General features: G+C 28.8%; 25 protein-coding genes. 1 reads left to right on the top strand and 24 read right to left on the bottom strand.

The features are described from left to right. Nucleotides 1–151: 151 nt before the first annotated feature. The 20 genes from BN899_RS16600 to BN899_RS20220 form a co-directional block, all read right to left on the bottom strand. Nucleotides 152–802 (bottom strand): glycoside hydrolase family 73 protein, encoded by a 651-nt coding sequence (locus tag BN899_RS16600; protein WP_042277786.1) that lies wholly within the window; start codon nt 800–802, stop codon nt 152–154. Nucleotides 803–903: 101 nt separating this feature from the next. Continuing rightward, the gene (locus BN899_RS16605) at nt 904–1,956 is read right to left on the bottom strand and encodes an ABC transporter substrate-binding protein (RefSeq protein ID WP_042277788.1); all 1,053 of its coding nucleotides are present in this window, start codon (nt 1,954–1,956) and stop codon (nt 904–906) included. Next, the gene (locus tag BN899_RS16610) at nt 1,956–2,630 is read right to left on the bottom strand and encodes an ABC transporter permease (protein ID WP_147568598.1); all 675 of its coding nucleotides are present in this window, start codon (nt 2,628–2,630) and stop codon (nt 1,956–1,958) included. The genes BN899_RS16605 and BN899_RS16610 overlap by 1 nt, the downstream gene beginning before the upstream one ends. A 104-nt stretch (nt 2,631–2,734) precedes the next feature. After that, nucleotides 2,735–3,571 (bottom strand): ABC transporter permease, encoded by an 837-nt coding sequence (locus BN899_RS16615; protein WP_042277792.1) that lies wholly within the window; start codon nt 3,569–3,571, stop codon nt 2,735–2,737. Between the two features lies 1 nt (nt 3,572). After that, entirely contained in the window at nt 3,573–4,616 is a 1,044-nt protein-coding gene (gene potA, locus BN899_RS16620) for a spermidine/putrescine ABC transporter ATP-binding protein (protein WP_042277794.1), read from the bottom strand. 17 nt (nt 4,617–4,633) lie between these two features. Beyond that, nucleotides 4,634–5,173, bottom strand: a complete 540-nt coding sequence (locus tag BN899_RS16625) for a helix-turn-helix domain-containing protein (protein ID WP_042277796.1) — start codon at nt 5,171–5,173, stop codon at nt 4,634–4,636. Between the two features lie 323 nt (nt 5,174–5,496). Beyond that, complete coding sequence (locus BN899_RS16630; protein ID WP_042277799.1) at nt 5,497–6,189, bottom strand: YczE/YyaS/YitT family protein; 693 nt, start codon at nt 6,187–6,189, stop codon at nt 5,497–5,499. A 94-nt stretch (nt 6,190–6,283) separates the two neighbouring features. Then, nucleotides 6,284–7,624, bottom strand: coding sequence for an MATE family efflux transporter (locus BN899_RS16635; protein WP_042277801.1), 1,341 nt, complete (start codon nt 7,622–7,624; stop codon nt 6,284–6,286). Nucleotides 7,625–7,635: 11 nt separating this feature from the next. Further along, nucleotides 7,636–8,418 carry an ABC transporter ATP-binding protein gene (locus BN899_RS16640; RefSeq protein ID WP_042277803.1) on the bottom strand — a complete coding sequence of 261 codons (783 nt, stop codon included), beginning with the start codon at nt 8,416–8,418 and terminating at the stop codon, nt 7,636–7,638. 15 nt (nt 8,419–8,433) lie between these two features. Further along, nucleotides 8,434–9,447 carry a FecCD family ABC transporter permease gene (locus BN899_RS16645; RefSeq protein WP_042277806.1) on the bottom strand — a complete coding sequence of 338 codons (1,014 nt, stop codon included), beginning with the start codon at nt 9,445–9,447 and terminating at the stop codon, nt 8,434–8,436. 3 nt (nt 9,448–9,450) lie between these two features. Next, the gene (locus BN899_RS16650; protein ID WP_042277808.1) at nt 9,451–10,464 is read right to left on the bottom strand and encodes a FecCD family ABC transporter permease; all 1,014 of its coding nucleotides are present in this window, start codon (nt 10,462–10,464) and stop codon (nt 9,451–9,453) included. A gap of 134 nt (nt 10,465–10,598) precedes the next feature. Then, nucleotides 10,599–11,534 (bottom strand): ABC transporter substrate-binding protein, encoded by a 936-nt coding sequence (locus BN899_RS16655; RefSeq protein ID WP_042277811.1) that lies wholly within the window; start codon nt 11,532–11,534, stop codon nt 10,599–10,601. 164 nt (nt 11,535–11,698) lie between these two features. Continuing rightward, entirely contained in the window at nt 11,699–13,495 is a 1,797-nt protein-coding gene (locus tag BN899_RS16660) for a CotH kinase family protein (protein WP_042277813.1), read from the bottom strand. Nucleotides 13,496–13,511: 16 nt separating this feature from the next. Next, on the bottom strand, nt 13,512–14,186 hold the full coding sequence (locus tag BN899_RS16665; protein ID WP_042277815.1) for a DUF4956 domain-containing protein: 675 nt from the start codon (nt 14,184–14,186) through the stop codon (nt 13,512–13,514). Between the two features lie 24 nt (nt 14,187–14,210). After that, nucleotides 14,211–14,897 (bottom strand): polyphosphate polymerase domain-containing protein, encoded by a 687-nt coding sequence (locus BN899_RS16670; protein ID WP_042277817.1) that lies wholly within the window; start codon nt 14,895–14,897, stop codon nt 14,211–14,213. A gap of 116 nt (nt 14,898–15,013) precedes the next feature. Beyond that, nucleotides 15,014–16,456, bottom strand: coding sequence for a sensor histidine kinase (locus BN899_RS16675; protein ID WP_042277819.1), 1,443 nt, complete (start codon nt 16,454–16,456; stop codon nt 15,014–15,016). After that, nucleotides 16,446–17,144, bottom strand: coding sequence for a response regulator transcription factor (locus tag BN899_RS16680; protein WP_042277821.1), 699 nt, complete (start codon nt 17,142–17,144; stop codon nt 16,446–16,448). The genes BN899_RS16675 and BN899_RS16680 overlap by 11 nt, the downstream gene beginning before the upstream one ends. A 246-nt stretch (nt 17,145–17,390) precedes the next feature. Next, the gene (gene nagB / locus BN899_RS16685; RefSeq protein WP_042277823.1) at nt 17,391–18,140 is read right to left on the bottom strand and encodes a glucosamine-6-phosphate deaminase; all 750 of its coding nucleotides are present in this window, start codon (nt 18,138–18,140) and stop codon (nt 17,391–17,393) included. Nucleotides 18,141–18,157: 17 nt separating this feature from the next. Continuing rightward, the gene (nagA, locus tag BN899_RS16690; protein WP_042277825.1) at nt 18,158–19,288 is read right to left on the bottom strand and encodes an N-acetylglucosamine-6-phosphate deacetylase; all 1,131 of its coding nucleotides are present in this window, start codon (nt 19,286–19,288) and stop codon (nt 18,158–18,160) included. A 9-nt stretch (nt 19,289–19,297) separates the two neighbouring features. Continuing rightward, nucleotides 19,298–20,032, bottom strand: a complete 735-nt coding sequence (locus BN899_RS20220) for a GntR family transcriptional regulator (RefSeq protein ID WP_042277826.1) — start codon at nt 20,030–20,032, stop codon at nt 19,298–19,300. A 173-nt stretch (nt 20,033–20,205) separates the two neighbouring features. Between BN899_RS20220 and BN899_RS16700 the strand changes: the two genes are divergently transcribed. Next, complete coding sequence (locus BN899_RS16700; protein WP_042277828.1) at nt 20,206–21,045, top strand: CvfB family protein; 840 nt, start codon at nt 20,206–20,208, stop codon at nt 21,043–21,045. A gap of 101 nt (nt 21,046–21,146) precedes the next feature. On the opposite strand, the gene BN899_RS16705 is transcribed toward BN899_RS16700, so the two are convergent. The 4 genes from BN899_RS16705 to BN899_RS16720 all read right to left on the bottom strand — a co-directional run bounded on the left by BN899_RS16705 (nt 21,147) and on the right by BN899_RS16720 (nt 25,009). Continuing rightward, nucleotides 21,147–21,461, bottom strand: a complete 315-nt coding sequence (locus BN899_RS16705; RefSeq protein WP_042277830.1) for a PTS lactose/cellobiose transporter subunit IIA — start codon at nt 21,459–21,461, stop codon at nt 21,147–21,149. Nucleotides 21,462–21,480: 19 nt separating this feature from the next. Continuing rightward, nucleotides 21,481–22,791 carry a 6-phospho-beta-glucosidase gene (locus BN899_RS16710; RefSeq protein ID WP_042277833.1) on the bottom strand — a complete coding sequence of 437 codons (1,311 nt, stop codon included), beginning with the start codon at nt 22,789–22,791 and terminating at the stop codon, nt 21,481–21,483. Nucleotides 22,792–22,819: 28 nt separating this feature from the next. Continuing rightward, nucleotides 22,820–24,139 carry a PTS sugar transporter subunit IIC gene (locus BN899_RS16715; RefSeq protein ID WP_042277835.1) on the bottom strand — a complete coding sequence of 440 codons (1,320 nt, stop codon included), beginning with the start codon at nt 24,137–24,139 and terminating at the stop codon, nt 22,820–22,822. A 165-nt stretch (nt 24,140–24,304) separates the two neighbouring features. Further along, nucleotides 24,305–25,009, bottom strand: a complete 705-nt coding sequence (locus BN899_RS16720; protein ID WP_042277837.1) for a GntR family transcriptional regulator — start codon at nt 25,007–25,009, stop codon at nt 24,305–24,307. Between the last annotated feature and the right edge of the window lie 126 nt (nt 25,010–25,135).

Raw genomic sequence — 25,135 nt, forward strand, 5'->3', positions numbered from 1 at the left:
ATTTAGCAACTTACTTGTTGCTATCTTTTATTTGTCGTCCGTATCTCTTGGACAAGTAATACTATATCACCTTAAATATATATCGTCAACACTTTTTGTAAAACTTTTTTTATTTTTGTCGTATTTTGTTTAAATTATTGTATTATAATCTTTATATTTTATAGTCCAATTCCTGTAAATTGTAACGTTTTATCACACTTATAAGCATATCAGCATAAACAGGATTACCTTTTTTATCTTTCTTTGTGCTATACCCTGCATCTTCTAAAACCTGCGCTTGCTCTTTATAATTTTTAGCTTTAAATAATCCATTTTCTTCATACCTCTTATTTTCTGTTAGAAACTCTCCATGATCATATATAGATTCATTAACGTGATTGTACTTTCTAAACTTTGCGTTTATTCTATCATTATGATTTTCTAAAGTGCTTACTTCTACAAATTCGCCATCCCAACTATTATCAGCTTTTATACCAAATAAATTATTACTCTTCTTCGCTAATTCTGATTCTCCCCATCCAGATTCTAGTATAGCTTGAGCCACTGTTATAGATGGTAATATTTTATGTTTTTTATAGTTTTTCTTAGCTCCAGACTCAATTTTTTTTATAAAATCATTTTGTTCTTGTGTAATACTTATTTCTTCTTTACCTTTTACATCCTCTATATCTTTTGTTACATTAAAAAGCGCATATATACTCAATAATACACCTATTGTAATTAATATCTTATTAGAAACAAATTTAATTCTATTTTTTATTCTTTTATTTTTTCCAAGATGTTTTATTTTCTTCTTCCCCATAGTTTCCCCCTAAACATATCACTAATTTTGTAATGTAAAAATATTTCCTATGTAATTTATATTATAACAAAATAAAAAAGAGTAGAATATTCTACTCTCTTTTATTTTGATTTTAATTCTATCCATGCTCTGTCATATACTTTTATATCATTACCAATATCTATAAATGTCTCAGACTTATCAAGTACATCCTGTGGAGGATATGCTACTGGATTACTTGTTATTTCTTCATCTAATAATTCTAATGCTCCTATATTAGGTATTGAATAACCTATATACTCTGCATTTACCTTAGCATTTTCAGGGTCTAATAAAAAGTTTATAAACATCTCTGCTTCTTTTTTATGCTTTGCTGTAGTTGGTATACACATTGCATCAACCCACTTATTACTACCTTCTTTTGGTATTGAATATTCTAGATTAGGATTTTCTTCCATTAAAGTTACTGCATCTCCTGAGTATATTATCCCCATTGCAGCTTCTTCTCCAAGTAATCTATCTTTTCCTTCATCATTTACGTATGCTAATACTAAGTCTTTTTGCTTCATAAGAAGCTCTTTTGCTTCATTTATTTCTTTTGGATTAGTAGTGTTCATACTATATCCAAGTTTTTTAAGTGCGATTCCCATAGTATCTCTTACAGAGTCAAACATCATTATATTACTTTTATATTTAGGGTTCCAAAGTATATCCCAGCTATCTACTGGCTCATCTACCATTTTTTTGTTATATAAAATTCCAAATGTTCCCCACATGTAAGGTACACTATATTCATTAGTTTCATCGTATATAGGATTTTTGAAATTTTTATCTATATACTTAAAGTTTGGTATATTTTTAAAATCTATTTTTTGAAGAAGCTTCTCACTTTTCATCTTTTCTACCATGTAATCAGATGGAAAAACTAAATCATAGCTTGTACTTCCACTTTTTACTTTTTGATACATCATTTCATTCGTATCATAAGTTTCATATTGTACTTCTATTCCTGTCTCTTCTTCAAATTTTCCTATAAGGCTTTCGTCTATATAATCTCCGACATTATATACACTAAGAACATTTTTGGGTTCATTACTCTTCCCACATCCTACTGTAAGTCCTAAGCTTAATCCAGTAATAGTTAAAAGTGATATTATTTTTTTTGATATAGCCATTACTTCTCACCTCTTACTATAGATTGTTTTTTATTTGATAGTAAAAGTAAACCTAAAACTACAACGAACATTATAGTTGATAATGCATTTATTTCAGGTTTTATACCTCTTCTAGCCATACCATATATCTCTATAGAAAGATTACTAACACCATTTCCTGTATTAAAGAAACTTATTATGAAATCATCTATAGACATAGTAAAAGCAATTAAAAATCCAGATATTATACCTGGCTTTATTTGAGGAAGTATTACTTTTCTAAGGGCATACATAGGTTTTGCTCCTAAATCCATAGCTGCTTCTTCAATATTTTGTGGTAATTGCTTTACTCTAGGTAAAACCGATAGTATTACATATGGTATATTAAACATTATGTGAGCTAAAAGCATAGTAGTAAATCCAAATTCTACATTTAAAAATACAAATAAACTCATAAGTGCTACTGCTGTAACTATATCTGGGTTTAATACTGGTAGATAGTTAATGTTTAACATTAACTTTCTGTTTTTACTTCTCATCTTCTGTATCCCTATTGCGCTTATAGTTCCAACTATTGTAGCTATTATAGATGAAATTAATGCTACTACAATTGTATAATATAAAGCGCTCATAATACTTTCATTATGAATTAGTCTTTCATACCACTTAAATGTAAATCCGCCCCAGTGAGCCATTGATTTAGAATCATTAAATGAAAATACAACTAATGCAAATATTGGTGCATATAAGAATATAAACACTAAAAATAAATATATATTAGATATTGATTTTCTTAACTTTAAAATAATAACCCACCGCCTTCCTTGTCTGATTCATCTTCAAACTTAGCCATAATAGCCATAGATATTAATATAACTATCATCATAAATATTGATACAGCAGATCCGAAGTTCCAATCTCCTACTACTGTAAATTGTTGTTCTATTAAATCTCCAAGTAACATAAACTTACCGCCACCTAATAGTCTTGATATAGCAAATGTTGTAACTGCTGGCATAAATACCATTGTTATCCCAGATATAACTCCTGGTAGACTAAGTGGGAAAATAACTTTTGTGAAAACTTGGAATTTATTTGCTCCTAGGTCATGTGCTGCATTAACTAAATCATTATCCATTTTTGATAATGATGTAAATATTGGTAACACCATAAATGGTAGGAAGTTATATACCATACCAAGAAGTATTGCAAAATTAGTATATAAGATACTTATTGGCTCCACTCCAAATAATCCAAGGAAAGAATTTAACAAACCATTTTTACCTAGTATTGCTACCCAAGCATAAGTTCTTAAAAGGAAATTCATCCACATCGGTAGAATAAATAATAATATTAAAGTTCCTCTTTTACTTATAGGTGCTTTAGAAATTATATAAGCAACTGGGTAACCAACTATAAGGCATATTAATGTTGCTATTCCTGCTAACATAATTGATCTAAAAAATACTGTAAAGTATATTGGGTCCATTAGTTCTTTATAATTTGCTAAAGAAAATACATATTTACCATCTACTTCTGCACTAAAACTGAAAAATATTACTAATATTAAAGGGATTACTATGAATATTGCACTCCATATTACGTATGGATAAGCTAAGAATGATTTTTTCTTCATATTACTCAGCTACTTTTCTCATAATATGAATATCTTCTGGATATATATCCATACCAAGAGTTGAACCTACTTCAGCATTTTTAGTATTGTGAAGTATCCAACTTCTGTCATTTTCTTTTACTGTTATTTCATAGTGAACTCCTTTAAATACTGTAGATGTAACTGTTCCCTTTAACATACCATCTTCGGCATTAACCATTTTTATATCCTCTGGTCTTATTACAACTTCTATATCTTCATTTTTTTCAAAACCTTTATCTACGCAATCAAACTCTTTGTCACAAAATACTACTTTAAAATCATCAAGCATAACTCCATCAAATATATTACTTTCACCTATAAATCTAGCTACAAATGAGTTTTCTGGCTCATTATATATATCTTCTGGTGTTCCCATTTGTTGAATTTTTCCTTTGTTCATAACTATTATAGTGTCTGACATACTTAGTGCTTCCTCTTGGTCATGAGTTACAAATATAAAAGTTATTCCTAATTTTTGTTGCATTCTTTTTAGTTCTATTTGCATCTCTTGTCTTAGTTTTAAATCTAGTGCTCCTAAAGGCTCATCTAGTAAAAGAACTTTAGGTTCATTAACTAATGCTCTAGCTATAGCAATTCTTTGTTGTTGACCACCACTTAAAGAATCAACATTTCTATTTTCGAAACCTTCTAATGCAACTAGCTTTAGCATTTCTTTTACCTTTTTATCTATTTCTGTCTTTGGCATTTTCTTAATCTTAAGACCGAATGCTATATTTTCATAAATATTCATATGTGGAAATAACGCATACTTTTGGAATACTGTATTTACTTGTCTTTCATATGGAGGAAGGTTGTTCATTTCCTTACCTTCAAATAAAACTTGACCTTCATCTGCATATTCAAAACCTGCTATTATTTTTAAAGTTGTAGTTTTACCACAACCACTTGGACCTAGTAATGTTAAAAATTCATTTTTCTTTATATCTAAACTTAATTTATCTAAAACTGTGTTATCGTCGTATGTTTTAGATATGTTGTGTAATTCTATTATATTTTCTACCAATTATTAACACCTCTTCTCTAGAATGACGGTGGCGTACTCACCCAAATCACCTTTGCTGTAGTTTTTCCTGCATTTGATATATAATGATTGGCTCTTGGTTTAAAATAAAAACTTTCGCCTTTTCTTACTTTACTTTTTTTGTCACCTATATGTAAATATATAGCTCCAGCAAGTACATATCCGAATTCTTCTCCCTCATGTGGCTTTTCTTCTTTATATTGCCCACCAGGATATAAAGTTATTATTACAGGTTCCATTTCATTTTTTTGTGAATTTGGGATTAGCCATGTAAATGTGTATTTTAAGTCCTCATCTTCTGTTTCAAACATATCATCTTTTGTGAAAGAAATTCTTTCATCATCTATTTCATTAAAAAATTCCCTTAAATTTGTACCTAATATTTCAAGTATATCTATAAGGGTAGCAATGGATGGTGATGTTAAGTTGTTTTCTAATTGAGATATAAATCCTTTTGACAACTCACATCTATTTGCTAATTCTTCTTGGGTCAGTTGCTTTTCTATTCTCATTCGTTTTATTTTTTCACCGATATCCATAGTTCCACCTCCTAAGGTTTTGTTATTATAACTAAACACTATGTTTAAAATTTCTAAACAACAAAATTTATTATATAAAAATTCATACTATAATTCAATAGATTTTAGTTATTTTTTTATTTTTTATTTTCACATATAAAAAGTAGTATTTTACACACTTTGTCTAATATCTCTTATTAAGCGTGTTTATATTAATATTTATAAAGTTTAGTATCCCTAATTTATATAAATTAATTTATATAATAATAAAAATTAATTTAATATATTTTTTGATTATTTTTATATATAAAAATAACATCTTTATTCAAAGATGTTATTTTTGGTTAATCATTTTCAATCACTTCTTCTATCATATCATTTTCTCTATTTAAATGTTTTCTAATTCCTATTACATTATCTTCAATAGACTTATGATTAATTTTAGAAGAGTCAAATTTACAAATTTTAAATACTATTTGCATAATATATCCTAAGCTTAAAGCAGCTATAATTGTTCCTATTCCAGTTTTTCCTCCTAAAATAATTCCAACTAATAAGGCTCCTAGTTCTATACATCCTCTTATTAATTTTACTGGTTTTTTTGTCTTCTTTTGAAGAGCAACCATCAAACCATCCCTCGGACCGCTACCAAGGCCACATCCCATATAAAATACTGTGCCAAGAGATAAAAATATCATACCTATTATTAATGTAACAAATCCTGTTACTTTATTATTTGGCAATGGTACCATATTATTAAAAGCTATTATATCCATAAAAATTCCAATAAATATCATATTTAATACAGTAGCAATACCTATTTTTTCTCCAAGTAGTGCATCTATAATTACAATAAGTAATCCTACTATAATACTAGCTGTACCTATAGTTATACCCGTTCTATATGACACACCTTGATGGAACACATCCCATGGTGCAGCACCTAGACTCGAATTTATAACACATATAGTACCATAAGAACACATAAAAAAGCCTACGAAAAGCCTTAACACCTTCAATAAAATTTTACCCAACAATGCCTATCCCTCCATTTTTATCCAACAATCTAGTCACCTATTATAATACATTACCATTATAAAAATAACTAGTTAAAACGATTTTATTCTGTAATTATTTAGCTTGAGATTTAAATTCTTTAATTAAGAATATACTAACTATAATAACTGCCATTATATCTGCTATTGGTTGTGATATCCATACTCCATCTAACCCTAAAATTCTTGGTAAAGTTAATATTAATGGTACTAATATTATAAATTGTCTAAGTAGTGTTAAAAACATAGATTGCTTAACTTTTCCTATAGATTGGAAATATACCGGACCAATTATAGCTATAGAAACTATCGGCATTGCAAATAAATTTATATTTATACCTTTTTTAGCTAAATCTATAAGCGCTTCATCTTTATTAAAAATACCTATAAAGAATTCTGGGAATATTTTTATCAATATAAATCCAGTCGTCAATATAAATATAGCCGTTATTATTGCTAAAATTAACGCTTTTTTACTTCTATCATACTGCTTAGCTCCATAATTATAAGCTATTATTGTTTGCATACCTTGACTTAATCCAAATACAGGCATCATAAATAAAAGATATATAGAAGTTACACAAGTCATTGCCCCTATTGCAAAGTCCCCTCCATACACTTTTAAAGAAGTATTACTTATTACATGTATTAATCCATTTGCCATTTCCATTAAAAAAGGAGCTAAACCTACCGCTATAATTACTTTTACTATTTTAAAATCCAGTTTAAGATTTGATTTTTTTAGTTCTAAGCTTGATTTCCTTCTTAAGAAATAGCTTAATACCCACATCGATATTATTATTTGACATAATACTGTAGCTATAGCTGCCCCCTTTATGCCTAAATCAAATACAAATATAAATATAGGATCTAATATTACATTTAATATACATCCTACTATCATAGTCTTAGCAGCTAATTTAGGATTACCTTCTGCTCTAATTGCATTATTTAAACTAAATGCAATTAAATTAAATGGCGTTCCTAAAAATATAACTCCTATATAATCTCTTGCATAAGAAATTGTATGCTCACTTGCACCAAATAAGTAAAGTATTTTATCTATAAATAAAATACCTATTATCATTACTATTAAAGATATAATAATAGCTAGCATTAATGTATTTCCTAAAACTTTTTCTGCATTTTCTTTGTCTTGTTCACCAAGCTTTATAGAAATATTCGTACTTCCTCCAACTGATATTAAAACACCAAAACCTACTATTATTGTAAATATTGGCATAGTAATCCCAAGGCCAGATATAGCAAGTGCCCCTACACCATCAATAGAGCCTATAAAGGCCCTATCTACAGTGTTATAAAGAGATGTTACCATCATAGCAAGTATTGCAGGTACTGAATATTTTATTAATAACTTACTTATACTTTCATGTCTTAACGATTCTTGATTGTCCACTTTTTCACCTTTTAAACCATATCATAAGTTATACATACCGGCCTCTCAGTTCTTGGATCTTTAACAATTTCTGCATCTATATTAAATATTTCTCTAAGATTTTCTTTTGTCATAACCTGATTAGCACTACCTTCACATACTATTTTACCTTTTTTAACTCCTATCATATGATCGGCAAACCTAGCAGCATTATTAAGCTCATGTATAACCATTACAATGGTTCTTCCTTCTTTTTTATTTAATTCTTCTAATAACTTTAAAATTTCAAGCTGATGAGCTAAATCTAAATAAGTAGTCGGCTCATCAAGTAAAAGTATATCCGTTTCTTGAGCTAAAGCCATAGCTATCCAAGCTCTCTGTCTTTGTCCACCTGATAAATCATCTATATCTCTATCCTTAAAATCTAAAATTCCTGTTACTTCTAAAGCCCACTTTACAATGTCTTTATCTTCTTTCTTAGCTTTTCCAAATCCACTTTGATGCGGAAATCTTCCATAAGAAATTAATTCTTCAACAGTCAATCCACTTGGTGCTTGAGGACTTTGAGGAAGTACTGCCATTTCTTTAGCTAAATCTTTTGGGTTTTGTTTGTGTATATCCTTACCGTTTACGTAGATATTTCCACTTTTAGGATTTATAATTCTACCAATAGTTTTTAATATAGTAGATTTACCACATCCATTTGCACCTATTATTGTAGTTATTTTTCCTTTTGGTATGTTTAAGTTTAAATCTTTAACAATATCTATATTTCCATAACTTATATTCAAATTTTTCGTAGTAATACAATTCATATTTATTCCCTCTTTCTAGTTTGATAGCATTAAATAAATGAAATATGGTACACCTATTATAGATACTACGATACCTACTGGTATCTCTATAGGTGCTAATAAGTTTCTTGATATAGTATCAGAAACTAATAATATCAATGTTCCCATAAGTGCCGCTGTTGGTATTAACTTTTTATGCTTAGGACCAACTAGTTTTCTCGCAATGTGAGGTGAAACTAATCCTAAAAATGCTATACTACCTGCCACTGATGTAGCAACTCCAGATAATATAACTGCGTAAACAATTAATTTTCTTCTTTCCTTTTCAACATTTATACCCAACCCAGTAGATATCTCATCTCCTAGGTTTATTGCATCTAAGTATCTGGCCTTATAAATAGTAAGTGCCATAAATAGTAATATAAATGGTAAAACCGCAAGTACATACTTCCAGCTAGTTCCCCATATACTTCCTGATGTCCATGCCATAACTCTATTAAATTCTTGTGTTGTAAACTTCAATTGGAATATTGTTAAAATAGATGTAAATGCTACATTTATTCCTATTCCTATTAGTAATAATCTCGATGAACTTATACCATTTTTCCAAGCTAACATATATATTAAAAACGCTCCAAATAAAGCACCACCTAGTGCCACTATTGGCATTGTAAATATCGTAAAATCACTAACTCCATCATACACATTTCCATTCATTAAAAAAATATATACTACTACAAATAATGCTGCTCCTGAATTTATACCTAATATACCTGAGTCTGCTAAATCATTTTTTGTTACACCTTGAAGTATTGTCCCTGCTGTTGCAAGTGCAGTCCCTACTAATATAGCCATTACAATTCTAGGCAGTCTTAATTTAAATATAGCTATTTCATGATTTCTTTGCCCTTGCCCAATTAATGTTTTTATAACATCATCTGGACTTATAGCAAATGAACCTAAGTTTAAACTTACTAAAAATGTAATAAATATTAATGCTATCAGAATTACACTTATAAGTACAAATTTTTTATTTTTGTTCATTTTCATAGTCTATTTAGTTTCCTTTCTTACAAGATATATAAATACTGGAACGCCTAAAAGTGCAGTTAATGAACCTATTGGTGTTTCAAATGGTGGATTTATCATTCTTGCCATAATATCACTATATACTAACAGTATTGCTCCTAATACTAAAGAACAAGGAATTATATACTTGTAATCCGCTCCAACTATCGCTTTAACAATTTGAGGTACTATAAGACCAACAAACACTATATTTCCAGCAACTGCTACTGATGAACCAGCTAATAGTATAACTAGTACTAGGCATATAAACCTTACTAAATTTGTATTCTGTCCAAGTCCTATCGCTACTTCTTCACCTAAACTTAGTATAGTTATCTTAGGTGCCATTATCATAGCTAATATAGTAGATACTCCTCCTACTATGAAAAGCAATTTAACACCTTCCCATTTAGCACTTGTAAGACCACCTGCTATCCAAAAACTTAATTGTTGTGATAAATTAAAGTACATTGATACCGCCATTGCCAATGATACTAATAATGTACCTAGAGCAGTTCCTGCTAAAGCAAGCTTTACAGGATCAACCTTACCTCTTGATTTAGAGCTTACAAAGTAAACTAATAAACCACTAATACTTGCGCCTAAAAAAGCAAATATCATAAGACCAAAACTTCCAAGTGCAAACCCAGGAATTAATACTTGTAATACTAGGGCTATTGCTATTGTAAATGTAGCTCCTTGAGTTATCCCCATAACAGATGGATCTGCAATTGGATTTCTAGTTATCCCCTGCATTATAGCACCGGATACTGCTAAAAATCCTCCTACCAATACTGCTGCTAATGCTCTTGGTAATCTTATATCTTTAACTATATTTGTATTTATATCAACATTTGATGAAAATAAGCTTTGTATCGTTGTTTTAAAACTCATATCATTCGCCCCAAGAGATATTGATAGCAAAACTCCTAATGTAAGAATGATAAGTCCAAAAACAATTAACAGATATGCTTTTTTCTTTTTATTCAACTTAACCATATTTCCCTCCAAAACTTTATTAGCTTAAAATTCGATTTTTTCATATACCAATTCATTTGTATTTTATAAAATTCCTTAAATATAAAATAAGGTGTGAAAAAATGTATACATTATCTCACACCTGTATTAATCAATTATTTTGTTAAAGCTTCCATCATTGGCTCTAATAACATTTCTCTTCCTATTGGGTTATAGCATTGAGTAAAGTATGGGATAGCATCAAGTATTGTTGCATTGTCTTCTTTAACAGCTCTTACTTGTGACCATACACTACTTTTATCTAAATCTTTTTTATCAGATTCAGTAGCTATTGCTACTATATGGTCTGAATCTATTTTAGTTAAACCTTCCATAGTAACAGTTGGTAATGTTATACCATCTTGTTTTGGCATATTTTCTGGTCTAGCTAATTTCATATCTTCATTGATTATAGTTCCTATACCTGCATCACTAAATACCATGAAGCTTCCTGTTGTTGATAATACTGGTAAGTATGATTTATTTCCATTTTTAGCTATTACTTCTTTACCCATTTTTTCTGCTTTTTCATCATATTTTTTTAACCAATCATTTGCAACATTTTCTTGATCAAATAATTTAGCTACGTCAACTAACTTAGTTTTCCAATCATTTGCATAGTCTTTCATCATAACTACTGGAGCAATTTCTTTTAATTGGTCATATATTTTTTCTTGTCTTTGGCTCATTATTATTAAATCTGGATTTAATGATAATATAGCTTCCATATCCATAGTGTCCATCATAGAATGACCAACTATTTTTGTTCCTTCTAATTTATTTTCTATGTATGATGGGAATTTATCAGTTTGATAAGAATCTACATTCGCTGATCCAACTGGCTTTTTATCTAATATTAATAATTCCTCTGTTGATCCTGATATATCTACTATTTTTTGTGGATTAGCTGGTATTTCAACTTCACCTTTTACACTTTGAACCTTTCTTGTTTCATTGCTAGATTTATTTATACTTTTACTTGAACATCCACTTAAAACACCCATTGTTAAAACTGATGTTAAAAGTAATGCTAATGATTTTTTCTTTAACATGAATATTCCTCCTAATTGTTTTCCGTTTATATTTGATACTAATTATCATTCCGTATTTTATTATAACATTTCTTCGCATTTAGTCAATATTTTTATAAAATTTTATCTTTTACCAAATTTATGCATAGAAATAAAACTAGATTTAATATATAGTTTTATTTCTATCACTTTTTAATTACTCTTCTTCTTTTATATCTAGATGATACAATAACCACTATTATCATACATGAAATGTATATTATACTTAATTTATTTTTTTGTAAGCTAATATTTTTTTCATTTGGATTTTTATGTTGCCCCTTTATATCATTTAGTTTATTACCATCTTTGTTGAAAGCTTCTTTAGAGTTTTCCATACTAGAATTTTGGTTCATATCACCTTGATTGTTAATCATTTTATTAGGAGGTTTATTCATATTACCTTGAGGATTTTCCATTCCGTCAGGAGGGCTAGGTCTTTCTCCTTGATTATCTACCATACTTTCTGGTAAATTAGGCATACCACCCATGGATTCTTCTTTATTTTGATTATCATTTGAGCTTTGATTACTATTAACACTACTTAATTCTCCGCTTAACTGTTTAGTAATAGTTTCACTCATAGTTTTAGATATTGCCAATAATCCAGGAATATTTTTGCCACCTTTACCTTCCATATCTTTATTATTTTCTTGATTATTTATATTTTCATTATCTTGATTTTTATTATTTAAGTTGCTTTGTTCTCTATTTTTTCCCATTTTATTTTCAGATGTATCTTCTATAGATGACTTTATATTAGCCTCAAATTGTTCATATGTATAAAATGCTGTTGGATCTTCTTTCACATATGATGCTATCAAGCTATGTAATTTACTTGTTATTTTTTCCATATAATCTGAGCTTAAATAATTTTCAACTATTTCCTTCAGATATCCGTGGTATATTTTTTTATACTCTTCATTTTCTAACAACTTAGCTACAAGGGGTCTTTGGCTTATATTTCCTGTTGTTGGAGTATCAATATATATAGGTTGTCCATTACCATCTTTTGATGCCCCCTGCATAAACCCTCCAAAAGACATATTCATATCCCATGGTAATATAGTAAATACTCCATCTTGTTCATATAAATAATAGTTATGCCCAAAATTACCTTGGTAGCTATCAAGATTTAAAAGTGATGTGTTTAGAGCTATATATTTTAATGCACTATCTACATCAAGATACTTTTCAATATCCTCTCCACTTTCTAAGGCTTTCATCATTTTTGTTAGTTTAGACCAATCTGCTGATTTTCTATCACTTTTCACTTCAAGACCATTATAATTTTTTTCATCGTCTCCTTTATATTCTAAGGTTGAACCAGATCCACTAAGAGCTTTATATAAATCTCCGGTTATATTTCCAAAATTATTTTCCAAATATGGCTCTAATATACTTTCAACAGCTAAATATAATCCATGATATTTTCCATTTATAGATACTTTTGCATATGCAAACTTAGGTGTTGGCATACCCATATCTTCCATTATGCTATACGTTATAAACTCCCTCATATATGTTGGGTCTGAATAATTATTATTTAGATTTAACTGAGTTAATCCTTCCAAGCTTTGTCCACTTATATATTCATCAAAGTTTATTTTAAAGCTATATCTATTACTGTCACTTCCTACAACTGCATTAAGGCTTGAATTCCCTTTAGGTCTTATTGAAATATTACTGTATTCATCTCCATTTACAGTTATATTAGCAACTTTAGACTCTTCACTTTTTGCATTTTCATACATTTCATTTAAATCATTTTCATTTATTTTTATATTAATATCCATTACTTCATCTCTGTTAAAATACTTTTCAATATAATTATCGCTATATACATCAATAGTAGAATTACCATATTTATTATACAAAGCAATCATTAAAAATAATAATACAATCATAGATAAAGTAACTATTATAATTTTTTTATTCTTCATAAGGAATTACTCCTTTCTATGCAACATAATCTCCATTGTAACTTACAAGCACTGCATTAGTTACTCCTTCTACTTGACTTAAATCATTTATAAAGCTTGTTTCTCCATTTTTCATTCTAACTTCAAATACTAATTCTATTCCTTTTTGTGCTGTAACACTTTTTGACTTAACTTGATATTTAGAAAATACTGACTTAACTTTATCTGTTACTACAAACTCTGCATTTTCATTAGTACAATTTATCATTAGTATGTATGGTGTTTCTAAAACAGTTTTATTAGCAAATAATATTAATACTAATCCCATAACTATAGAACCAAGTATAGCAAGTGGTATAAGTCCTGCCCCTAAAACTATTCCTGATGCTATTGACCAAAATAAAAATACTAAATCCATTGGATCTTTAATCGCCGTTCTAAAGCGTACAATAGATAGCGCGCCTACCATACCTAGTGATAATACAACATTAGATGTTACTGCTAATATAACAAATGTTGTAAGCATTGTTAGTGCTATTAAAGATATATTAAACGGCCTTGAATACATAACACCCATAAAAGTCTTTTTATACACAATATATATAAATAAGCCTACTAAAAAAGCTGCTCCTAAAGCTAAAATACTATCTATAGCAGAAAACCCTGCTACTTTATCTACAAAACTTGATTTAAAAATATCATTGAATGTCATAATAAAATTTCTCCTTTTCATTTATTACATGTATTGCCTACTTGTTGCATACTTTGATACTGCAGTTGCACTACACTTATTTATTTGAACTAAATCTAATATAAAGTCTGGTATAAACTCATCATATTTAATTTCTAAAACACTCATATTACTTTCCAATATTTCTACCATTGGAAGCTTTGGATTAAATAGTTCACATGAATTTATAGATGTTTTAATTTCACTATCAATAGTAATCCTTACATTTCCTAGAGGAAACACAAAAGCTTCCCTTTTATAATCAACAATTGATTTTGGCAACAACCTTTCACATTTTAACTTTATATAAAACTCTCTAAGTAATGAATTTGAAGATTCTTTTAAGAAATCTATATCATTGTTAATAATTTTATTTACTTCTCCTTTTGTTAAAGGTGCTGATAATTTTGCAGTCATACTATTTTGTTTTAATTTTTTTTCTAATCTTATAAAAGAAGTGTCGTGATTATAAAATCTTATTCTAAATTTTTCTCTATAAGCTATCCCATTTATTTTATCTAATAGAGCCTTATCTTCTGGAGTATCAAAATAAAGACTTCTTATTAAATATTCTCCATCTTCACAATTCTTATCTTTTTTAACTATTCCTGATATTCTTGATTTCATAGTTAATGCATCGATATTCATAATTTTATGTTTTAGTTCAAACCTATAGTTTAATTCTTTTGTCATTTTCTCACCTCCATACCTTAAGTTATATTTAAAGTATAAATATTTTTAACTTTTATAGTTACCGTATATACAAGGCATGTTTGTGGCATATTTGTGGCACTCTAAAAAAAGACCTACTATTGTAGGTCTTTAATCTTATTAAATACTATTGTAAATTTTGCTCCTTGTTTTTTATTCTCAGCATATATCCTTCCATTGTGTTTGTTTATTATGGATTTTACTATAGATAATCCTATTCCATGCTTACCTTTATTTCCTTTATAAAATCTATCAAATATATAAGGCATGTCTTTTTCATCTATTCCCATACCATCATCTTCTATACTGATTAATATAATGTTATCTTCATAATATTTGCATGTTAACTTAATTTCATTTTTTGCATATCTAATTCCATTTTCAATAAGATTTAAAAATGCTCGACTCAAGTTTTTTTCATCACAAATATATTCTACCGCTTCTTCATCAAAATCATATGAAAAACTTATTCCCTTATTTATAGCATTTATATTTTGTCTTAATACACAGTTAGATAATACCTCTCTTAAATCACAACTTACTAATTCATAATCTTTACTTATATTATCCATCTTAGATAGATACAATAAATCTTCAACCATTTCCTTTAATCTATCACTTTCCTGTAATATAATATCACTTGCTTTATTTTTATCCATTACATCATACTTTATAGCCTCTGCATATCCTTTTATAGACATTAATGGAGTTCTTAGTTCATGTGATACATTTTGAAAAAATGTTTTTTGTTCTTTATCATATTTATTAAGATAATCTGCACTCTGGTTCATAACTTTTGATAATTCTATTAGTTCCTTATCATCAAAATCAAAGTATGATTTACTAAAGTCTCCTCTACCTATTTTTTGAGCAGATTTACTTATCTCCTTTATTGGTCTTGATATTTTCTCTGATAAAAATACTGCTGTAAATATGGTTAGTATTCCAGCTATACATATTACAAAAATTAAAAGTGTATTAATACTTCTTGCTAATAATAATTGGCTTGATATATCTATAAATAGTACTAAATATAATTGCTCATTTTTTACCAAGCTATTTATTTTTACTGTTGATATATAGTAACTTTTACTTTCCGTTGATATTTTAATATTACCTTTATAATTTAAACTTATTTTATTACTTTTAATAGAGCTAATTATATCTTCCATTTCATCAATGTCTTTTAAAAAATCTTCTTGCCTATTTGGAAAAACAAGTTCATAATTCGAATTTATAACCATAGCTCCTGCACTTGACCTAACCTCTGCCATTCTAACTTTCTCTTGAATATCTCTCATAAAATTAGGAAATATATTCGGCTCATTTCTTCCCATTTCCGGAGGTGGCTTAATACCTTTTTTATTATAGTCAAATTTTTCAACTACTTCAGTAGCTTTTGTTAACTCTTCATTAGCATTTACCTCTATGTACTGATTTACTAAAATATTAAACGCTATCCATATTCCTAATAATATAAGACATATAAGACTTAATATGCTAACCAATATCCTTGTCTTTATACTTATTTTAGTTTTCATCAGCTTCTCTTTTCTTTAACCTAAACCCATATCCCCAAACAGTCTCTATAGATATATTAGTATTTGCTATTTTTTTTCTAAGCCTTTTTACTGTATCATCTGCTGCTCTTGTCTCTACTTCCGCATCATATCCCCAAACTTTATTTAGTAATTCTTCTCTTGATACTGCTTTATCTTTATTTTCGAATAGATATGTTAACAGACTGTATTCATTTGGAGTTAGGTCTATAATATCATTTTTATAACTTACAAGTTTTGTATTAATATTTATTATTATGTCTCCAAATTTTAATTCCTTATTTTCATTTTTATTGTTATTTTCAAAGTCTATCCTTCTAAATATAGATTTAACTCTCATTACCAATGACATTGGGCTAAATGGTTTTGTAAAATAATCATCACTTCCTAAAGTTATTCCTGTTATATAATCTATATCTGTATCTCTTGCTGTTAGCATTATTATTGGAACTATACTTATTTGTCTTATCTTTGTACAAATTTCAAATCCATTAGACCCTGGCATCATAATATCTAATATAACTAAGTCACATTCTCTTTTTTTAAATTCTTCTAGTAACAGATCTCCATTTTCAAAATCTAACACTTCATACCCAGAAGTTTCTAAAAATGTTTTAACTAAAGATCTGATATTATTTTCATCATCTGCTATATATATTAATTTTGACATTTTAATTCTCCTATTTATTATAACGCATAGGAAATTATAATCTTTTTAAGTTATGAGTAAATATAATTTCCGTTAGTGCGTTTCAAAAAAGTCACCCTTTAAATTCTTTAATAAAATACTTTTTTATTTGCTTTAAATTATATCAGTTTTAAGTCTAAAAATATCATTTTGAATTTAGGCAATTTTGTGGCAAAATATAAAAAGACCATGATGTATTATTTTCATCATAGCCTCTTTATATTTATATTAAACTATTTTATAATCTTCTGGATTTAATTTGCTTGCAGCTTCTTCATCTAATATTAATACTATATCATTGTGGAATTGTAATATTGATGCTGGAACTTCTGGTATAACTTTTCCATATACAGTGTTGTATATAGCTTCTGCTTTACCTTCTCCACAAGCTAGTAACATTATTTTTCTAGCCTTAAATATAGATCCAGTTCCCATTGTTATAGCTTTTCTAGGAACATCTTCTATCTTATCAAAGAATCTTGCGTTAGCTTCTATTGTACTCTCTTTTAAGTCAACTAAATGAGTTCCTCTTTCAAAGTTTATAGTTGGTTCATTAAATCCTATATGAGCATTGTGACCTATACCTAAAACTTGTATATCTATACCACCAGATTCCTTTATAAAGTTATCGTATCGGCTACATTCCGCTTCTATATCTTTAACCATACCATTTGGTACATGTATATTTTCTTTTTTAACATTTATATGATTAAATAAATTTTCATGCATGAAATAATGATAACTTTGGTCATTAGTTATAGGTAATTGATAGTATTCATCTAAATTAAATGTAGTTACTTCACTAAAATCTATAACTTTATTTTTATACATACTTACTAATTCTTTATACATACCCATAGGAGTACTTCCTGTTGCTAATCCTAAAACCGAATTTGGCTTTAATGTAACTTGGCTTAATATCATTTGTGCTGCTTTTTTGCTCATTTCTTCATAGTTCTTACATACTAATATTCTCATGTTTTTCCCCCTATATATTATTTTTTAAATATAACGTTTCCTTTGTTTATAGTCATACAGCAATTTATATTTTCATCAAATATAGCTATATCTGCATCTTTTCCAATTTCTATACTTCCTTTAGTTTTATCAACACCTATTGATTTAGCTGGATTTAATGAAGCAAGCTTTACAACTTTTCTTACATCTAAATCAGTATTGTTTAGGAAATTATATACCATTTTATTAAGTGGCATTACACTTCCTGCTAAAGACCCACTTTCAAGTCTTGCTTGACTATCTTTTACTATGACTTTTTGACCACCTAAAGAATATTCTCCATCTTCAAGTCCACCAGCTTCTATAGAATCTGTTATAAGTATTATTTTATCTTCACCTTTATTGTCTAATATAAACTGGAATAAATCTGTAGTTATATGAATTGTATCTGCTATTATCTCACAGTATGCATTACTTGTAAGAGCAGCACCTACTACACCAGGGTTTCTATGATTAAGAGGTGTCATACCATTAAACATATGAGTTATATTTCTAGCTCCTAAATTTATAGCATCCATAGCTTGTTTATATGTCGACTTGCTATGTCCTATTGATAATGCTATATCTGTATTTCTAACTACTTCTTTAGTAAATTCATAATTTTCATCATTTTCTGGAGCATAAGTTATTACCTTGATTACATCTTTATACTTTTTAATAAACTCATAGCTTGGGTTTGCTATAAATTCTTCATTTTGAGCACCTTTATATTTTTGGTGTATAAATGGACCTTCTAAATGAGCGCCTAATATTTCTGCTCTGCCTTCTCCACTTCCCATTAATCTTTCAACAACATCTAATGAATTATATATAGATTCCTTATCCATTGTCATAGTTGTTGGTAAGAATGATGTTACACCATATCTAGCAACAGATTTTGCTATAGTTGTAACTGATTCTTCAGCTGCATCCATTGTATCTTTTCCCATATTTCCATGAATATGTATATCTATAAATCCTGGAGATACAAATTGTCCCTTAGCATCAATAATTTCACAACCTTCAGGTACATTATTACTTATATCTACTATCTTTTCATCAAATACTAATACTTTATCTTCTAGTATTTTATTTTCTAATATTATCTTCCCATTAACTATACATTTCATATCAATCACCTACTCACTTAATATTAATTCATATTGGAACTTATCACTTCTAAACACTGAAATAGTATATTCTATAGGTTCTTTGTTTATGTCGTATGAATTTCTTTGTATCTTAAGTGCTAATGAACCTTCTTCAGCTTCTAAAAGCCTGCATTCTTCTTTTGATAAAACTATTGGTTCTATGCTTTGGTTTGCTTTTGTAATTTTATGATTATATGTTTCATTTAGTATTTTATATAATGAATTATTATCAATCATACCTTTAGTAAAACCTTTGCATGAAGCTTCTGATAAATATACTGTTTCTATAGCAAATGGCTCTCCATCTGTATATCTTAATCTAACAATTTTATATATATTAGTTTTATCATCTCTTATTCCTAATTTTCTTTTTATTAGTTCACTTGGAATTTCCATCTCGAAGGAAAGTATATCAGTCCTTATATCTATTCCCTTTTCTTTCATTACATCTGTAAATCCTCTTATATTTGAGAATTGGTATTTTTTTTTATTTTTTGCCACAAATGTACCCCTACCTTGAACTCTATAAAGTAAACCTTCTGAAACTAATGTAGATATTGCTTTATTTACTGTCATTCTACTAACATCTTGCATGCTACATAGTTCTCTTTCGGCAGTTATAGAATCACCTTCTTTTAACTCTCCTTCTTCTATCATTTTTCTTATTATAGAACTAAGTTGAGTGTGTATAGGTACTGTACTATTTTTATTTACCTTATCCATTTGTTCATTACCTCTTTATAATTGGTATATACCAATTATACATTATTTTATCTATTTTTATCAATACTTTCCTTGAATTCTTAACAAAATTTTTGTGTATAATATATTTCTTATATATGGTATTATATTAAATTATAACTAAGTAATAATAACAACTAAGGAGATGATATAAATTGATAAAAATAGGTGATTTTAATACACTTGAAGTAAAAAGAAAAACTGACTTCGGATATTTCTTAGACGCTAAAACTGGAAACACTAAAGACGATGTATTACTTCATAATAGATTATTAGGTAAAAATAAAATTGAAGTTGGTCAACAAGTTAATGCTTTCATATATAAAGATTCTGAAGGTAGACCTTCTGCAACTTTAATAGCGCCTAAAGCTAAAGTCGGTGATGTAGCTTATCTAAAGGTAGTTGCTCATACACAAATAGGTAGTTTTATAGATGTAGGTCTTCAAAAAGACATATTAGTACCTTTCAGTGCTAAAACTTATGAACTTGAAAAAGGTTCTAGATACCCATTCTACATTTACCTAGATAAGTCAGGAAGAATAGCTGCAACTACTGATATAAACGAACATCTTACAACAGACCATGAATACAATATAGGTGATAGTGTAACTGGTGTAGTTTACGGGTTCCAAACTAATAACTCTGCTATGATTTGTGTAGATAACAAATATGCAGGTGTTATACTTCATAACGAATACTTCACTGAATTAAAAATAGGTGATGAATTAAACTTAAACGTTATAAAAATATACGAAGATGGTAAATTAGGGCTTACTCCTAGAGCGGGAAGAAAAGATGAACTAGATTCTCTGGAAAGTTCAATCATGAGTTATCTAGAAGGTTCTGATGGTCATATGAGATTTAATGATAAATCAACACCTGAAGAAATCTCTACTGTTTTTAATAGCAGTAAAAAGAACTTCAAGCGTGCCCTTGGTGTTTTAATGAAAAAAGGATTAATAACTCAAGATGAAAATGGAACTTCTATAAAGTAGTTCGTCCACACGTGACTCAAAGTACACGTGACTCAAAGTAGTTCTCCCACGCAGTGGCTCAAAAAAGACTAGTCTAATGACTAGTCTTTTTTATTTTATAATTAATTTCCTATTCTTTCATATAAATCTATGAACTCTTCAGCTAATTGTTGGAAATTCATAGCATTCATAAGATGATCTTGTGCATGAACTAATATAACACTCATCTCTGTTTTATTTCCACTTGCTTCATTTTGTATTAATTCAGTTTGGAATCTATGAGCTACAACCATACCTTCTTTAGATTTAGCTATATTTTCTCTAGCTGCTTCTATATTTCCAGCTTTAGCCTCTCTTATAGCTTCAAAAGCTAATCCTTTAGCATCTCCTGCATGAGCTATAATATTAAATGATATTTCAATTATTTTTTCATCCATTATAAATTTCCTCCTTATGTTATCTATTAAACTGTGGTAAATATTCTTTATGTGCTTCTAACATTTCGTCTAATAATACCTTAGCAGTATCATCAGATGGTATTAATGGATTTATAGAAAGTGCAAGAAGCGCTGTATCATAATCTCCATATACAGCAGCTTTTGCTGCTAATAATTCAAATGATTTTATCTCACTAACTAATCCATGAACAGCTTCAGGTAAGTAACCTATTGATAAAGGCTTTGGACCATTTTTAGTGATAACACTACTTACTTCTACACTTTGATCATCTTTAAAATCTCTTATAGCTCCATTATTTAAGGTATTTACTACTTGTATATCACCCTTGTCGTTATATATAGAACTTATTAAGTTACATGCTGCATCACTATAGTATGCCCCACCTCTTTTTTCTAATTGAGGAGGTTTTACATCTAAATTTTCATCTTTATATAATTCAAATAGTTGATCTTCTAATTCTTTAACTACTTGACCTCTAGCTTTTCCTTTTGAGAACTCATGAAGTTCTTCTTCTAACATCTCTTTAGATTTGTAGTAGTATCTATGATAAGGACAAGGTATTACTCCTAAAGCTTTAACAAATTCAGGATTAAAATCTATAGCTTTAATATTTTGCATAGATATTTTTGAATTTGTAAATTTCTCTATAGCTTCCTCTGTCACATCTATACCATCTAAAGATACATTTAGACCATAAACCATATGGTTAAGCCCTGCAAAGTCCATATGAATTCTTTCATGTTCAACTTCAAATTCCTTTGCTATACCATTTCTCATACCTATAGGTACATTACATAAACCTATATAGTTTTTAAAATTAGTGTATCTAAATACAGCTTCAGTTATTATACCTGTTGGATTTGTAAAGTTTATAAGCCATGCATTTGGACATAATTCTTGAATATCTTTAACTATATCTAATACTACAGGAACTGTTCTTAAAGCTTTGAAAAGCCCTCCTGCACCATTAGTTTCTTGACCTATTATCCCATGAGATAAAGGAATACTTTCATCCTTTATTCTAGCATCTAATAACCCAACTCTTAATTGAGTTGTTACAAAGTCAGCATCTTTTAAAGCTTCTCTTCTATCTAATGTTAAATGTACATCTATATCTAATCCTGCTTTTTTTACCATTCTTTTTGCAAGATTTCCAACTATATTAAGTTTTTCTTTTCCTTCTTCTATATCCACTAACCAAATTTCGCTTAGAGGAAGTTCTTCACATCTTTTTATAAAACCTTCTATAAGTTCCGGTGTGTAACTAGACCCACCGCCTATAGTTACTATCTTCAGTCCTTTTTTCATAAATGTCTACCACCTTATCTATAGATTATTAATTTGCGTTTTGTTTATCTAATTTTTTCTTTGCCATTCTTTCATCAGCTGCAACGAATGGTAAGTAAATACCTATAGATATTAATAAGTTTACTGCTGCTAATGCTCCACCTGTCCAGTGACCTGTAGCCATTAATCCTCCCATTATTGGTGGTGTAACCCATGGTATTTTAGACATTATTACTGGATGAACTAATCCTGATGATATTGCAAAATACGAAAGTGCTGCACATATAATCGGCGCTAGTACAAATGGTATTGCATACATTGGATTTAATACTATTGGTAAACCAAATATCATAGGTTCACTTATATTGAATAATGATGGTGGTCCACCTAAAGCTATCATTTCTTTACGTCTTCTACCTGCTATTAATAATGCTATTATAAGACCAAGTATCATACCTGATCCACCTAAGTATACGAATGCATCAAGGAATGCTCCTGCAAATACATTGTATCCTTCTGTAGCTCCTGCTGCTGCTAAAGCTTCATTGTGTCCTCCTAATTGAAGTAATATTGGCTCAACAACTGGTAAAGCTATATTTGAACCATGAAGTCCAAATATCCAAAGTACATGAATAAATAATACTACTACTATTGCTCCTATAAATGAATCAGCTACTCCTACTAATGGCATTGATAAATATTTTGATAATAAATCATTTAGGTATAATCCACCTGAGAATTTATTAATAAATATCCCTATAATACCCATTATAAATAATGTTATTACTCCTGGTAATAATTTTGCAAATGATCTTGAAACTGCTGGTGGTACACTATCAGGCATCTTAATTGTTAACCATGATACTTTTGATAATTTAACGTATAATTCAGTTGCTATTATTGCTACTATAATTGCTGTAAATAATGCATCAGTTGATATATATCCCTTCGGAATGAATCCCCATCCTTCAGCTACAACTGCTCCAGCTTCATCCACTACCTTAGCTACTTGAGGAGCTAATAATAAGAATGAGCTTAAAGATATAAGTCCTGCTTGTAATTCATTTTCGTTATATGATTTCGCTAAGAAATATGCTACTGAAACTGCTAAGAATAAAGCCATTGTGGCAATTGATGCCCACCATATATTTCCCCCTAGTGTAGTCCATCCTTCACCAAATATACTAGCCATCATATTTTTGTATGCTTGAACTGGTAAGTTATTAATAAGCGTTGCAAATGCACCAGCCATTGTTATAGGTATCATCGCAACGAATCCATCTCTTACTGCTACTAGATGTCTTTGTGATCCTATTTTTGCGGCTACTGGTACTAAGTATTTTTCCATAAAAGCCATTAGTTTTTCCATTACTATACCTGCCTTCCCTCATCTTATTTTTGTTTTAGGGTTTGGATAACATTTTCCTACCCCTTTGTATATAATTGTATTTCAAATGTATATACATTTCAACTGTTTTTTTTACATTTCAATATTTTTTTTGAAAGGCAGAGTAAAGTTAGCAATAGTTTCTATTTATTTTGGCACTGCATTTAACGTTAATGTGTATCCATAGTGATATGTATGAGAGTATTCAAATGCTTCACTATTTTGTAATTTACATACCTGAGCTATATATAATAAAGCTTGAGGACCATCTAATTCTAAAGCTTCTTCTGTTTCTGAATCAGACATAATCGCTGTTACTTCTCTTTCAGACATAGCTATTTTATATCCACAATCTTCCTCTACATATTTATATAAAGATCCATTACAACGTTCTTTGCTTAAATTAGGAAATAATTTTACAGGCATATATGTTACCATGTATGAAACTCTTTCATCGTCAGCAATTCTTACTCTTTTGATTTCCCATACATTATCATTTTCTTCTAGGTTTAACTTTTCTTTAAGTGTTTCATCAGCTTGGACAATATTAAGATCAAGTACTATATTAGAAACTTTATATCCTTTACTCTCCATCTCTCTTGTAAATCCACTTATTGTAGATATATTGTCATATATATTATTTCCTAGTACTATGCTACCTATTCCTCTTCTTCTTGCTATGTATCCTCCGTTAACTAAGTTATTAAGAGCTGATCTTACAGTCATTCTAGTTACATTAAATTTTTCTGTTAATTGTTTCTCAGATGGTATCAAGTCACCTTCTTGTAATTGTCCACTTTCTATTAGGTTCATTACGTAATTTTCAATATTTTTATAAATAGGTTCTTTCATTTCAATATTTTCCTCTCTCGTTTTTATTTTCTATATTTTATCTCTATAAAAATTCATATCACTATTTTCGACATTTATATCAAATATAAGCAATCGTCCTTTAATGCATAAAATTCTAATAATAAA

It is taken from the genome of Faecalimicrobium dakarense, assembly GCF_000499525.1.
GTDB classification, from domain to species: domain Bacteria; phylum Bacillota; class Clostridia; order Peptostreptococcales; family Peptostreptococcaceae; genus Faecalimicrobium; species Faecalimicrobium dakarense.